Below are 14,098 nucleotides of genomic sequence, written 5' to 3' on the forward strand. Positions count from 1 at the left end.
ATTGGTGCCGGGAGCCCGGTACCGGGGTATCGTCCAGGCGACGACAGGAGGAGCGCGTGACCGCGACGCAGGACCGACCACCGCGGCGCCGCTATGCCCCGCGCCTGCCACCGGACGAACGCCGCGCCCAGCTCCTCGACGCCGCGTTCACCGTGCTCGAGCGCAGGGAACTGCACGAACTGAGCATGGAGGCCGTCGCGCAGGAGGCCGGCGTCGGCAAGCCGGTGCTCTACACCGTGTTCAAGACCCGTGCCGAACTCGTCGAGGCGCTGCTGGAACGCGAACGTGAACGCGGTCTGGAGCAGATCGCCGACACACTGCCGGAGAGCCTGGTCGACACCGAGCCGCTCGCCGCCGCCTCGGCGACCGTCGAGGCGTTCGTCGGTGTGGCACTGGCGAATCCGACCCGCTGGCGGCTGATCCTGGCGACCCCGGCGAGCGCGCCGGACGAGTATCGCGCGGCGTTGACGGCGGCCAGGGCGGAGATCCTGGCCCGCGCGGAAGCCCTTGTCCGCGTGGGCATCGCGATGTCACCGCGCTGGGCGGCGATGGACGCGGCACTGCTCGCGAACTCGACCCTCACGGTCGCCGAGATGCTCGGCAGGCTCGCGGTCAGCGAACCCGAGGAGTATCCGCGCGAACGGCTGCAGGCCTATGTGCGCTCGATCATGACCCTGCTGGCCGGGACGACACGGGACTGAAACGGCCCGGGCGTCAGCGGTTCTCGCGGGCCAGCCGCATGGTTTCGGTGAGCAGCTTGGACACCGCGGCGGCCTCGGTGAGGAAGCCGTCGTGCCCGTCGCGCGAGTGCACGATCTCGAGTCCGGCGCAGCCCGGCAGCCCCTCGGCCAGCTCGGCCTGGGTGTGCAGGGGGTAGAGCCGATCGGAATCGACGCCGCCCACCACGACCGGCACCGTCGTCGCGGCCAGCGCCGCGGCGATCCCGCCCCGGCCGCGACCGATGTCGTGGCGGTTCATGGCCTCGCTGAGCAGCACATAGGTGGCCGGATCGAAGCGCTGACACAGCTTCTCGGCCTGGTGCTCGAGGTAGCTCTGCACCGCGTAGCGCCCGCCCGTCCACGGATCCTCGTCGCCCTGGGGACGATTGGTGAAGCGGTGGTCGAGCTCGCCTTCGGTGCGGTAGGTCAGGTGCGCGATGCGCCGGGCCAGGCCCATGCCGGTCATCGGCGCGCGGCCGGTGCCGTGGTAGTCGCCGCCCTGCCAGTCGGGGTCGGCCGTGATGACGGCCATCTGGGTGGTCTGGGTGCCGATCTGGTCGGCGGTGGCACGGGCGCCGACGGCCAGCACCAGCGCGGCCGCCGACCGCCCCGGCTGTCCGACGATCCACTCCAGTACCCGCATGCCACCCATCGATCCACCGACGACGGCGGCCAGCCGCTCGATCCCGAACAGATCGAGCAGCTGCGCCTCGGCGGTGACCTGGTCGCGGATGGTCAGGTCGGGAAACCGCGAACCCCACGGCGCGCCGTCGGGCGCGAGCGAGGACGGCCCGGTGCTGCCCTTGCAGCCGCCGAGCACGTTCGTCGCGATGACACACCACTCGTCGGTGTCGATCGGCGCGCCGGGGCCGACCATGCCCTCCCACCAGCCGGGCTGGGCATTGTCGGCGCTGGCGATGACGTGGGAGTCACCGGTCAGGGCGTGTTCGACGAGCACCACATTGTCGAGTGCGGGCGAGAGCTCGCCCCAGCGTTGCACCGCCAGCCGCACATCGGGGACCACGGCGCCGTTCTCCAGCGCGACGTCCCCGATGGCGACCACGCCGAGTCGCCCGTCCGGCGGTGGCAGCAGGGCCACACCGGTTGCGGGACGGGCGATCGGCGATTCGGTGCTCACAGTCACGTGTTCGCCGCCGCGAAACCGGCGCGCAGATCCGCCAGGATGTCGTCGATGCCCTCGATGCCCACGGCGAGCCGGACCAGCCCCGGGGTCACGCCGGAGGCCAGCTGCTCCTCGGGCGTCAACTGCGAGTGCGTGGTCGACGCCGGGTGGATCACGAGAGAACGCACATCACCGATGTTAGCGACATGGCTGTGGAGGCTGAGCGCGTCCACGAACTTCTTGCCCGCGTCGACGCCGCCGCGCAGCTCGAACGCGACGATCGCGCCCGCGCCCTTGGGGGCCAGCTGCTTGGCCCGCGCGTACCACGGCGAGGACTCGAGACCGGCGTAGTGCACGGCCTCGACGCCCGGCTGCTCGGCAACGAACTTCGCCACGGCCTCGGCGTTGGCGACGTGCCGCTCGACCCGCAGGCTCAGCGTCTCGATGCCCTGGGCGATGAGGAACGCGTTGAACGGCGACACCGCCGCGCCCAGGTCGCGCAGCAGCTGCACGCGCGCCTTGAGCGCGAAGGCGGGCGCGCCCAGGTCGGCGAAGACCGCGCCGTGGTAGCTGGGGTCGGGCTCGGTGAAGCCGGGGAAGCGGGCGTTGCCGTCGGCATCGCGCACGGTCCAGTCGAAGGTGCCGCCGTCGACGATCACGCCGGCCACCGCCGCACCGTGCCCGCCGAGGTACTTCGTCGCCGAGTGCACGACGATGTCGGCGCCGTGGGCCAGCGGCTGGATCAGGTACGGGGTCGCGACGGTGTTGTCGACGATCAGCGGGATGCCCGCCTTGTGCGCGATCTCGGCGATGCCGGGGATGTCGAACACGGCACTGCTCGGGTTGGCGATGGTCTCGCCGTAGAACGCCTTGGTGTTGGGCCGGATGGCGGCCTGCCACTGCGCCAGGTCGTCGGGATCCTCGACGAAGGAGACCTCGATGCCGAGCTTGGGCAGCGAGTAGTGGAACAGGTTGTACGTGCCGCCGTAGAGGTGCGGGCTGGACACGATGTGGTCGCCCGCGTTGGCCAGGTTCAGGATCGCGAAGGTCTCGGCGGCCTGGCCCGAGGCCAGCAGCAGCGCCGCGACGCCACCCTCGAGCGCGGCGACGCGCTGCTCGACGGCGTCCTGGGTGGGGTTCATGATCCGGGTGTAGATGTTGCCCGGCTCGGCGAGACCGAACAGCGCGGCGGCGTGATCGGTGTCGCGGAAGGTGTAGGAGGTGGTCTGGTAGATCGGCAGCGCCCGCGCGTTGGTGGCCGCGTCGGGGGACTGGCCCGCGTGGATCTGCTTGGTCTCGAAGGACCAGTTCTCGGGCAGGGCAGAGTCGGTCATGAAAAGCTCCAGGGTTGTTCGCCGGTGTTTCGCGTCAGATGGGTTGGATCGACGGACAACAACACATGGGGGCCTCCTGCGATGCGCGCTTGCTCCCGGCCTTCGGGAGCCCGGTCATCACCCGGAGCACCCCACCGCAGCTGGAGGGTTGCCGACCAGCGAGCCGGGGCTTGGCACTGGTACTCATGACCTTGCCGACATGTTAACCGGCGATTGCGCCCGCGCGGAAACTTCCCCCGGTTTCATGCCGTGGATCACTCCGCCGCCGGTGTGCCGACCGCTGGCGTGTCGGGGTCCGGCTGGGCGCCGCAGATGCGCCGAAGCTCGTGGTAGGCGCGCAGAACGGCGTCGCGGGTGACCAGCGCGGCGGCCTCGGGGGTCGAGCTGAGCAACGCGTCCTCGACCGAGACGAGCGAGAGGTGGCACAGCATCTGCCAGGTGCCTGCCACCAGCCGCACCGAGAAGTCGTCCGGGGTCGTCGACATCCGCTCGGCCAGTCGCGCGCAGACCGCGATGTTCTTCTTCTCGGCGTACTCGAGCGCCCGCGCGTTCACGGCCTGGCTGGCGCGCATGATCCGCTGCATCTGCAGGAACTGACGCAGGAACCGCACGCCGTCGGCATCGGCCTCGGTGTCGATGACCTGCAGGTAGGCGCCACACAGCGCCTGTAGCTCGTTGTCGGTGCGCGGTTGCTCGCCCAGCGCGACGGCGACGGCGAGCCCGAAGTCGTCGATCGGGGCGAGCACGATGTCTTCCTTCATCGGGAAGTACCGGTTCACCGTGCGGGGGGAGACGTCGGCGCCCGCGGCGATCTGCTCGACGGTGGTCGCGTCGAAGCCCTGTGAGTCGCACAGGTTCAGCCCGATCTCCACGATCGCCGCCTTGGTCTGCAGCTTCTTGCGTTCGCGCAGGCCGGTCGGCGCGCGATCGGGCCCGGTAGGGGCTGCGGGTTCGGTCGTCCGGTCCGCGCTGATCGGAGTGGTCGAGTCCAGCATTCCTCCAGATTACCGCCCCACCCGATTCGTCTGTCCTCGCCCGTCAAATGTCGCAGTCAGACATTTTTCTCTTGACGCCAATTGTCTCGCGGTGTCAGGATTGAGCGCGAGCCTTCGAGTGACTAGGAGTCCGCGGTGACCGGCACCGAAATAGATGCGAAACCTACTGAGATACAACAGAGTTCGACGCGCTGGTGGGCGCTCGCCGTGCTCGCCTCCGCGCAGTTGATGGTGATCCTCGACGCCACCGTCGTGACGATCGCGCTCCCGTTCGCCCAGAAAGACCTCGGCATCAGCGAGGGCGACAAACAGTGGGCGCTCACCGCCTACACGCTGATCTTCGGCGGCCTGCTGCTGCTCGGCGGCCGGATGGCCGACTACCTCGGCCGCAGGCGGATCTTCCTGATCGGCCTGGTCGGCTTCGCCGCCGCATCGGCCCTGGCCGGACTCGCCCAGGACGGCTTGCAGCTGTTCCTCGGGCGCGGCTTGCAGGGCGCGTTCGCCGCGCTGCTCGCGCCCTCGGCGCTGTCGCTGCTGTCGGTGACGTTCACCGACGTGAAGGAACGGGCCCGCGCGTTCGCGGTATTCGCCGGCATCTCGGCCGGTGGCGTCGCGTTCGGGCTGATCGTGGGCGGCGCGCTCACCGAGTACGTGTCGTGGCGCTGGACGCTGCTGATGAACACCCCGGTCGCGATCGTCGCGCTGCTCGGCGCGCTGGCGGTCATCGTGCGCGATGTGCCCGCGCCGCGCCTGGGCGGCTACGACCTGCCCGGCGCCGTCACGGTGACGGCGGGCCTGGTGGCGATCGTGTACGGATTCAGCCGGGCCGCCGAGGACGGCTGGCTGGCCGGGAGCACGCTCGGCCTGCTCGGGGTGGGCTTCGCGCTGCTGATCGCCTTCGTCGTCATCGAGGCGCGCTCGTCGAATCCGCTTCTGCCGCTGCGCATTCCGGGCGAGATCAACCGGGGCGGCGCGCTGCTGGCCGCGTTGCTGATCCCGATCGCCATGTTCGCGATGTTCCTGTTCCTGAGCTTCTACTACCAGAACACCCTCGGCTACTCGCCGCTGAAAGCGGGCGTCGCGTTCCTGCCGTTCCCGGTGGGCATCGCGGTCTCGGCCGGAGTCACCAGCGCGCTGATGCCCAAGCTCGGCCCGCGTCCGCTGATGGTCGTCGGCGCGCTGCTCGGCACCGTCGGCCTGCTGTGGCTGGCCCAGCTCGGCTACGGCGACGGTTACGCGCTGAGCGTGCTGCCCGCGCAGTTGCTGATCGCGCTCGGCATGGGCCCGCTGTTCGTCGGGATGCAGGCCGTCGCGCTGCATCAGGTCGACGCCGCGGACTCCGGTGTGGCCAGCGCGCTGCTCAACGCGGCTCAGCAGGTCGGCGGCGCGGTCGGCACCGCCCTGCTGACGACGCTGTCGGTGCAGGCCGCGAAGAACTACGCGACCGACAACCCGACCATCGACCACCTCGTCGAACGCGCCTCGATCTACAGCTACGACGTCGCGTTCTACGTCGGCGCCGGGTTCTTCCTCGCCGCCGCCGTGGTGATCGCGGTGATGATCAGGGACAAGCCGGAGAACCTGATCGAAGGCGACGAGCACGCCACCCGGGTGCCGGTCGCGGTCTGAGTTCGGAGCACCGGGCCCCGCACGCCGTTTCGGCAGGCGGGGCCCGCGTGTGTGCCGGGCGGCGGCGCGCGGGCCAGGCGATCGCAATTCGTTCGCAAGTGGGCGCCAATCGGCCGCGGTCACGCTCTGTGCATGACTATCGAGACCGCCGATGAGGCGAACAACACCGCGCTAGCGCATTCCGCCGACCGCACGTCGAGCTCCGTCCCGCCGGGGAGTCGGGATCGGGGCAGGGCAGTGGTCCTGGCCGTGGGCGCGGCCCTGTGGGCGGCGGGCAACCTCATGCATCCGCTGGAACACGCCGAGTCCTCCGAGCAGGCGGCCACCTGGGCGGCCGCGCATCTCACCTTCGCGGTCGGCGCGGTGCTGATGGCGGTCGGGCTGCCCGCGCTGATCCGGGCCATCCGCAGGCCGGGTGACGAGCGGGCGGGCAAGATGCTCACCCTCGCGCACGGGTTGCTGTTCGCCGGGCTGGCGGTGGTGATCCCGATCGGGGCCTATCACGAGGTGTTCGTCAGCACCCATCTCGACCACCACGCCGCGACCGAGATCGCCGACGCCTCGGCCGCGGTGCTCGCGCCGCTGTCGCTGGCGTTGCTGCTCGGGTTCGTGCTGCTCGCGGTGTACGCGCTGATCCGGCCCGCCGCCGTGTTCGGCCGCTGGTCCGGCGTGCTGATCATCCTGGGCACGCTGTCGATGACGGTCGCGGCGATGCTGCCCGGGGTGCTGCCCGGCGCGGAGGGCTGGTGGATCATCCCCGGAACCGTCGCCCAGGGTGTGGCGATCGGCCTCGCGGGGGTGCGTATCGCCAGGTAGATTGACCGCATCGAAGACGAAGGACCGTACGGCGGCACGCCCGCCGTACGCATCGAAGTGCTCGGCCCGTTGCGGGTCGAGGTGGGTGGGCGGCCCGCCGATCTGGGTGGACCGCGTCAGCGCGCGCTCCTGGCCCGTCTGGTGCTCGCCGGCGGCGAGGTGGTCTCGACCGATCGCCTGATCGACGACCTGTGGGCGGGCGACCCGCCGCCGAAGGCCCTGGGCGCCCTCCAGGCCCACATCTCCTACCTGCGCCGCGCCCTCGAACCCGATCGCCCGCCCCGCGCCCCGGCCACCGTGCTGATCTCCGAGGCCCCCGGCTACGCACTGCGGCTCGACCGGTCCGCGGTCGACGCGTGGCACTTCGAACGCCTGCTCGCCGACGGCGATCGCACCGATCCGGCGCAGCGCTACGCGGCGCTCGGTGCGGCCCTGGCGTGCTGGCACGGTGAGCCCTACGCTCCCTTCGCCACGGCCCACTGGGTCGTCCCGGAAGCCACCCGCCTGCACGAACTCCGCCGCGTCGCCGTCGAACGCCGCGCCGAAGCGGCCCTGGCGCTCGGCCGGTCGGACGAGGCCCTGGCCCTGCTGCACCCGCACGTCACCGATCACCCCGACCGTGAGAACGCCGCCCGCCTCCTGGCACTGACCCACTACCGCCTGGGCCGCCAGCTCGACGCCCTGGCCACCCTCCGCCGGGTCCGCGACTACCTGGACACCGAATACGGCGTCCGGCCCGGCCCGGCCCTCGCCGCCCTCGAAACCGCCATCCTCACCCACGCCCCGGAACTGGACCTGCCACCGACCCACTCGACCGCTGCGGCGCACCCCGCCGAGCCGATGCAGCAATCGACCGGGGCGGTGCACTTCGTCGAGCCGGTGCGGCAATCGACCGGGGCGGCGCACCTAGCCGAGCCGGTGCGGGGATCGACCGGCGCGGTACGCCCGGCCGACTGGGCGCAGGGATCGACCGGCGCGGTGCACTCTGCCGACTCGGTACCGGGATCGACCGGCGCGGTACACCCTGCCGACTCGGTGCAATCATCTGCTGGACCAGCCCAGACCGATCCGGTGCAACCGTTGGCTGGACCTGCGCGGCCGGGTCTGGTGGATTCGTCGGCTGGACAAGCTCAGCCCGCCGGTGGTGGGGAGTCGAGAGGCTCGGCGATCGGTTCGACCGAAGCCGTGCGGTCTGCCGACGGTGGGCCGCCGGTGACCTTCGCGGAGGCGGAGCCGCTCACCGACCACCGCGTCGGACACCCGGCGCGATCTGTCGGCGACGATGCCTCGGCGACCTCGGCGACCTCGGCGACCTCGGCGACCTCGGCGACCCCGGCGAGCGCGGCGAGCGCGGGTGTCGGGGGAGTGGGTGCGGCGAAGGCCGCCGGGGCCGGCGGTGGTCCGGATCGGCCCGCCCCGCGAGCGCGGTTCAGCGCGGACGCGGTCGGCTACGACGCCGAACGGGCGGCGCTGCGCGCCGAGGCGGCCGAGGTGGTGGCGCACGGGCGGGCCCGGGTGGTGTGGCTGGAAGGGGAAGCGGGAGCGGGGAAGACGACGCAGAGCGAGGCCCTGGCCCAGGTGCTGGCCGGGGACGGGTGGACCGTCGCCGGGGCCGCGTGTCCGGAGGTCGACGGTGCGCCCGCGGCGTGGGCCTGGACGCATCTGCTCGAAGGGCTCGGCGCGGAGGCGGAGCGGGAAGCCGGTCCGTTCGGCATCGCGCGGGCGGTGGCGCGGGCCTGCGCGCAGCGACTGGTCGACGGGCCCGTGCTGGTGATCCTCGAGGACGTCCATCGCGCCGACAGCGCCACCCTGCAGATCCTGCGCCAACTGGTGGCGTGGCTGGCGCATCGCCCGGTCCTGGTCCTGGTCACCGCGCGCGGTGACGAGGCCGACGCGGGCGTGCGCGCCTCGGCCGCCGCGCTGGCGGCGGTGACCGGCCGCCGCCTCGAACTGGGTGGCCTCGACACCGCGGCGGTGCGCGCCATCGCGAGCCGGGCCGGTCTGCGGGCCATCGACGACGACACCGCCGAACGCCTGCGCGCCAGGACCGGCGGCAACCCGCTGTTCGTCCGCGAGGTCGCTACCCTCGCCGCGGCGGTGGGCGACCTGCACGCCGTGCCGGACGGCGTCCGCGACGTCCTCGGCCGCCGGATCGCCCGGCTGCCCGCGGGCGCGGCCCGCGCCCTGCGCCTGGCCGCCGTCTGGGGCGACGACATCGACTTCGACACCCTGCTCGAGCTGACCGCCGAACCGGAGGACACGCTGATCGACCTGGTCGACACGGTGACCGTCGCCGGACTGGTCCGCATCGCGGACACCGATCGGATCACCTTCGCCCACGCCCTGATCCGCGACGCCGTCTACGGCGACATCCCCACCCTGCGCCGCGCCCGCCTGCACTGGTCGGCACTGGAACTCCTCGAACGCCGCACCGGCGCGTCCACGGCGGACCTCGAATCCGCTACCGGCACCGTCGACCTCGACGCCATGGCCCACCACGCCATCGCCGGGGCAGGCACCGCGAACGCCACCCGCGCGCTGCGCTACGTCCTCGCCGCCGCCCGCCGCCGCACCGCCCGTCGCGCCCACCAGGACGCCGAGCCACTGTGGCGCTCCGCCCTCGAATTGCACACCAGCGCAGGACACGTCGACGCCACGGCACCGCGCGCCGACCGCCTGGCGGCCCTGTCGACCACCTGCGCGCTGATCAACGCCCTCGCCTACGGCGGCAACGACGAACAGGCCCGCATCCTGCGCGTCGAAGCTCTGGCAACGGCGCGCGCCCTCATGCCGAACACCGCCGCCGCGCGCGGCGACGATGCCAGGATCATCGCCACCGATCCCGTCGTCGCGGTCCTCACCTGCTGGCGTGCCCCCACCATCTGGACCAGCCGCGAACGCGGTCTGCCCGACCCCGGCATGTGGGCGGAGCTGGCCGCCGCGTCGGCGCGTACGACAGCGCCCGACCTGCGGATCCGGCTGCTCGTCAGCACCGCCTTCGAAGTCGTCGGCTTCGACAACCCGCACGCCTTCGCCTGCTCCGCCGAGGCCTTGCGCACGGCGCGCGAGCTCGGTGATCCCGAATTGTTGTGCGCCGCACTCAATGCCAGGGCCTTCGTCGCGCTCGGCCCCGACCTGTGGCCGGAGCGCGGCGCCCTGGCCGACGAACTGCTGCGCGTGTCGACCGAGGCGGGGCTGCCGGAGTACCAGGCGGTCGCGCATTTCCTGCGCTTCCTCGTCGCCTCGGGCGCGGGCCGGCTCGTCGCCGCGCGAGCCGAGATCGCCAAGGCACTCGACTGCGCCGAGGGTGGCCAGCTCGGCCCGCTGCTGGTCGTGTCCACCGCGCACCTGGCTGTGCTCGCCGCGCTGCGCGGCGACTTCGCGACCGCCGAGGCCATCGATGCCGACCTCAGCGCGAAGATGATCGCGGCAGGTCACGCCAACGGCGCCGAACTGGTCCTGCTCGCCGAGATGATGACCGGGTGGGCGCTGGGCGACCTCGCGCCCGGCCTGGAGGGTTTCGCCGCGCTGAACGCGGCCGCGCCGCACGCGCTCAGGTCCGCGTACATGCTGGCCCTGCTCGACGCGGGCGACACCGAGCGAGCGGCCGCTGTGCTCGGCGCGGGCACCCCGGTGCTGCGGGACTACTACTGGTGCGCGATGTCGGTGTTCGAGGCCAGGGTGGTCACCCGGATCGGCACGATCGAGGCGGCCCGGCAGCTCTATCAGGATCTGCTGCCGAGGGCGGGCACCATCGCGGGAATGGACTCCGGGTCGGTCGCCTTCGGCCCGGTCGACACCGTCCTCGCCGAACTGGCCGACCGGCTGGGTGACCACGCCGCCGCGACCGCGCACCGCGCCGCGGCCGAGGACGTGCTCGCCGCCATCGCGACCGAACTGGCCGCACTCGACGATCTCGGCACCACCGCGGGCGGGCCGTCGGCGACCGCGTAGCCCGCCGCCGCCACTGGTTCATCCACCGGCCAGCACACGCTCCCGACGGCGGTATCCGAAACCGAACACCGTCAGCATCACCCGCACCGGCAGTCCACCCTCGGCCCTCAGTTCGGCGAGTTCCGTCGGCGCGCAGACCGCGACCATGCGCGGCAGTTCGAAACTCATCACCGCGCCGCCGCGGGCCGCCGCCTCGACCCGCTCCCACTGCGCGGTGGTCAGGTACTCGGTGATGATCGGGAAGACCGTGCGCTCCTCGTCGGCGATGTGCTCGTCGAGCACGGTGTGCAGCCGGGTCAGCCGCTCGGCCAGGTCGGCGGCGGCACCCGGGCGGCGGGCGACCAGGTCGGCACAGGTCGTCCTGATCTGGGCCAGCGCCGGGTCGAGCTGGGCATGGTCGTCGGTGAGCTCCCTGAGTTCCACCGCGTCGCCCGCGGCGGCGGTCAGCGTCGGCCAGAGCACCTCGTCCTCGACGCGGTGGTGATGGTGGATGGAGTCGCACAGCAGGCCGAGATAGTCGGCGATCGCGCGGGCCCGCCGCGGCGGACACGGTGTCCGGGTGGCGGCGAGTTCCCCGGTCAGAGCGGCGAACCGGGCGGTATCGGCCAGCATCGCGCGATGGGCCAGGCGCATGCCGAGTAGGTTGGGTGTCGAGCGTATGTCGGTCATGACCCGACAGTGCCCTCGGTCACTTGCGACCCGTTTGCCGTCCGCTGCGCCGGCGGAGTCCCGCACAGCGGGCCCTCCCATCGCGGTGAGGTAGGGGGCAGCAGTACGCTCGTCTTGTTTGCACCACACGTCCCGCAGACAACGCGGGGCATATACGTTGTCTGTTGGAACAGCTGGGGTCCGCTCACAAGCGTGTTCGCCTGGCCGTGCAATGAGGGCACCATCCTAGGAGGACACGAAGATCCATGTCCAAGATCAAGGTTGAAGGTACCGTCGTAGAACTCGACGGCGACGAGATGACCCGGATCATCTGGCAGTTCATCAAGGACAAGCTGATCCACCCGTATCTCGACGTGAACCTCGAGTACTACGACCTCGGCATCGAGTACCGCGACAAGACAGACGACCAGGTCACCGTCGATGCCGCGAACGCCATCAAGAAGTACGGCGTCGGCGTGAAGTGCGCCACCATCACCCCCGACGAAGCGCGGGTGAAGGAGTTCGGCCTCAAGAAGATGTGGCGCTCGCCCAACGGCACCATCCGTAACATTCTGGGTGGCACCATCTTCCGCGCGCCGATCATCATCTCCAACGTGCCCCGCCTGGTGCCCGGCTGGACCAAGCCGATCATCATCGGCCGCCACGCGTTCGGCGACCAGTACCGCGCCACCGACTTCAAGGTCTACGAGGCGGGCACCGTCACGCTGACCTTCACCCCGGAGGACGGCAGCGAGCCGATCGTGCACGAGGTCGTGAAGATGCCCGAGGACGGCGGCGTCGTCATGGGCATGTACAACTTCAAGAAGTCCATCGAGGACTTCGCGCGGGCCTCTTTCAACTACGGCCTGCAGCAGAACTACCCGGTGTACCTCTCCACGAAGAACACCATCCTCAAGGCCTACGACGGCATGTTCAAGGACACCTTCCAGGAAGTCTTCGACGCCGAGTTCAAGGCCGAGTTCGACGCGGCGGGCCTGACCTACGAGCACCGCCTGATCGACGACATGGTCGCCTCCTCCATGAAGTGGGAGGGCGGCTACGTCTGGGCCTGCAAGAACTACGACGGCGACGTGCAGTCCGACACCGTGGCGCAGGGCTTCGGCTCGCTGGGCCTGATGACCTCGGTGCTGCTCACCCCGGACGGCAAGACCTGTGAGGCCGAGGCCGCGCACGGCACCGTCACCCGGCACTACCGCCAGCACCAGCAGGGCAAGCCGACCTCGACCAACCCGATCGCGTCGATCTTCGCCTGGACCCGTGGCCTGGAGCACCGGGGCAAGCTGGACAACACCCCCGAGGTGATCGGCTTCGCGCAGGCGCTCGAGGACGTCGTCATCAAGACCGTCGAAGGCGGGCAGATGACCAAGGACCTGGCGCTGCTCGTCGGCGGCGACCAGGGCTACCTGAGCACCGAGGAGTTCCTGGGTGCGCTGGACGTGAACCTCGCTCGCGCCCTGAAGTGAGATAGAGCTGGGGCGCCGCGTCGAACCGCGGCACCCGCACCGCTGGGCAAGGCGCCCGCATCGGACCCGATGCGGGCGCCTTTCTCGTCGCCGGGCATCGGGGTGGGATAACTCACCCTCGCCCCGGGTAGCGATCGGGAAGCGGGGCCCGTTGCATTGATGCGTGACTTCTTCCCTCTCCGCCTCCGGTCTCGTCGAGACGCCACGCACGAACTGGCATGTCCCGGCGATGCTCGCGCTGGCGCTGGGAGGGTTCGGCATCGGCACCACCGAGTTCGTGACGATGGGTCTGCTGCCCGATATCGCGGCCGACTTCGACATCTCCGAGCCGACGGCCGGGCACGCGGTGTCGGCGTACGCGCTGGGCGTCGTCGTCGGCGCGCCGCTGATCGCCGCGCTGTGCGCCCGGGTGCCGCGCAAGAAACTGCTCATCGCGTTGATGGCCGCGTTCACCGTCGGCAATGCCGCGACGGTGCTGGCCCCGACCTTCGGCACGCTGGTGGCGGCCCGGTTCGTCTCCGGTCTGCCGCACGGCGCCTACTTCGGTGTCGCCTCGCTGGCCGCGGCTACGCTCGCCCCGGTCGGGCAGCGGGCCAAGGCGGTGGCCGCGGTGATGCTGGGGCTGAGCGTGGCGAATGTGATCGGGGTGCCGGGCGCGACCTGGCTGGGCCAGCATCTGGGCTGGCGGGACGCCTATGTCGTGGTCGCGGTGATCGGGGTCGCGACGGTGGCCGCGCTGTGGCGGTTCGTGCCGAGCCTGAGCGGTATGAAGATCACCAACCCGATGACCGAACTCGGCGCGCTGCGCCGCCCGCAGGTGCTGCTCACCCTGGCCGTGGGCGCGATCGGCTTCGGCGGCATGTTCGCCGTCTACACCTACATCGCCACCACCATGACCGACGTCGCGGGCATGCCGATCGGCGCGGTCCCGATCGTGCTGGCCCTGTTCGGCCTCGGCATGATCACGGGCAACGTCCTCGGCGGCATCCTGGCCGACCGGGGCGTGGACCGCTCGATCCTCGTCGGCATGATCGCGATGGTGATCATCCTGGCCGGCTTCGTTGCGGCCGCGCACAACCCGATCACCGCCTCGATCGGCGCGTTCCTGGTCGGCGCGTCCGGCGCCGCCCTGGCCCCCGGCCTGCAAACCCGCCTGATGGACGTCGCCGCCGACGCCCAGACCCTCGCCGCCGCCCTCAACCACGCCGCCCTCAACATCGCCAACGCGGCGGGCGCCTGGCTGGGCGGGCTGGTCATCGCCGCCGGTCTCGGCTACACCGCCCCCGCCGCCGTCGGCGCCCTCCTGGCGATCCTCGGCGTCGGCCTGTTCACCGTCACCGTCTGGGCCGCCCGGCGCCGCGCGCCGGACACCGCCGGCTGACCCCGCTGTCGTGCG

Annotated in this window: 10 protein-coding genes and 1 riboswitch; of the genes, 6 read left to right on the forward strand and 4 right to left on the reverse strand. The window is 71.4% G+C overall.

Annotated elements, in window-relative coordinates:
- Window positions 1-56: 56 nt before the first annotated feature.
- Entirely contained in the window at window positions 57-701 is a 645-nt protein-coding gene (locus ACIO52_RS24600) for a TetR/AcrR family transcriptional regulator (protein WP_402647089.1), read from the forward strand.
- Between the two features lie 13 nt (window positions 702-714).
- On the opposite strand, the gene ACIO52_RS24605 is transcribed toward ACIO52_RS24600, so the two are convergent.
- From ACIO52_RS24605 to ACIO52_RS24615, 3 genes are all read right to left on the reverse strand, one after another.
- Window positions 715-1,863, reverse strand: a complete 1,149-nt coding sequence (locus ACIO52_RS24605; RefSeq protein WP_218717343.1) for a homoserine O-acetyltransferase — start codon at window positions 1,861-1,863, stop codon at window positions 715-717.
- Entirely contained in the window at window positions 1,860-3,176 is a 1,317-nt protein-coding gene (locus tag ACIO52_RS24610; protein ID WP_218717344.1) for a bifunctional o-acetylhomoserine/o-acetylserine sulfhydrylase, read from the reverse strand. The genes ACIO52_RS24605 and ACIO52_RS24610 overlap by 4 nt, the downstream gene beginning before the upstream one ends.
- Before the next feature lie 80 nt (window positions 3,177-3,256).
- Window positions 3,257-3,367: riboswitch (SAM riboswitch) on the reverse strand.
- A gap of 63 nt (window positions 3,368-3,430) precedes the next feature.
- Complete coding sequence (locus ACIO52_RS24615) at window positions 3,431-4,171, reverse strand: TetR family transcriptional regulator (RefSeq protein WP_218717345.1); 741 nt, start codon at window positions 4,169-4,171, stop codon at window positions 3,431-3,433.
- 135 nt (window positions 4,172-4,306) lie between these two features.
- Between ACIO52_RS24615 and ACIO52_RS24620 the strand changes: the two genes are divergently transcribed.
- From ACIO52_RS24620 to ACIO52_RS24630, 3 genes are all read left to right on the forward strand, one after another.
- Entirely contained in the window at window positions 4,307-5,800 is a 1,494-nt protein-coding gene (locus tag ACIO52_RS24620; protein WP_218717346.1) for an MFS transporter, read from the forward strand.
- Window positions 5,801-5,932: 132 nt separating this feature from the next.
- Window positions 5,933-6,616: a hypothetical protein gene (locus ACIO52_RS24625; protein WP_316573609.1), complete on the forward strand. Its 684-nt coding sequence runs from the start codon at window positions 5,933-5,935 to the stop codon at window positions 6,614-6,616.
- Window positions 6,617-6,673: 57 nt separating this feature from the next.
- Window positions 6,674-10,570: a BTAD domain-containing putative transcriptional regulator gene (locus ACIO52_RS24630; RefSeq protein WP_402647094.1), complete on the forward strand. Its 3,897-nt coding sequence runs from the start codon at window positions 6,674-6,676 to the stop codon at window positions 10,568-10,570.
- Between the two features lie 18 nt (window positions 10,571-10,588).
- Here ACIO52_RS24630 and ACIO52_RS24635 read toward each other — a convergent pair whose 3' ends face one another.
- Window positions 10,589-11,239, reverse strand: coding sequence for a hemerythrin domain-containing protein (locus ACIO52_RS24635; protein ID WP_402647097.1), 651 nt, complete (start codon window positions 11,237-11,239; stop codon window positions 10,589-10,591).
- Window positions 11,240-11,484: 245 nt separating this feature from the next.
- Here ACIO52_RS24635 and ACIO52_RS24640 point away from each other — a divergent pair, with 245 nt between their 5' ends.
- Window positions 11,485-12,702 (forward strand): NADP-dependent isocitrate dehydrogenase, encoded by a 1,218-nt coding sequence (locus ACIO52_RS24640; protein WP_218717647.1) that lies wholly within the window; start codon window positions 11,485-11,487, stop codon window positions 12,700-12,702.
- Between the two features lie 229 nt (window positions 12,703-12,931).
- Window positions 12,932-14,083: an MFS transporter gene (locus tag ACIO52_RS24645; RefSeq protein ID WP_218717703.1), complete on the forward strand. Its 1,152-nt coding sequence runs from the start codon at window positions 12,932-12,934 to the stop codon at window positions 14,081-14,083.
- Window positions 14,084-14,098 lie beyond the last annotated feature (15 nt).

It is taken from the genome of Nocardia sp. NPDC087230, from assembly GCF_044744725.1.
GTDB lineage: Bacteria > Actinomycetota > Actinomycetes > Mycobacteriales > Mycobacteriaceae > Nocardia > Nocardia canadensis.

Bases quoted from the DNA above. Each gene is read 5' to 3' on its own strand.
- ACIO52_RS24610 (WP_218717344.1), bottom strand. From the start codon at position 3,176: ATGACCGACTCTGCCCTGCCCGAGAACTGGTCCTTCGAGACCAAGCAG.
- ACIO52_RS24615 (WP_218717345.1), bottom strand. From the start codon at position 4,171: ATGCTGGACTCGACCACTCCGATCAGCGCGGACCGGACGACCGAACCC.
- ACIO52_RS24625 (WP_316573609.1), top strand. From the start codon at position 5,933: ATGACTATCGAGACCGCCGATGAGGCGAACAACACCGCGCTAGCGCAT.
- ACIO52_RS24635 (WP_402647097.1), bottom strand. From the start codon at position 11,239: ATGACCGACATACGCTCGACACCCAACCTACTCGGCATGCGCCTGGCC.
- ACIO52_RS24640 (WP_218717647.1), top strand. From the start codon at position 11,485: ATGTCCAAGATCAAGGTTGAAGGTACCGTCGTAGAACTCGACGGCGAC.
- ACIO52_RS24645 (WP_218717703.1), top strand. From the start codon at position 12,932: ATGCTCGCGCTGGCGCTGGGAGGGTTCGGCATCGGCACCACCGAGTTC.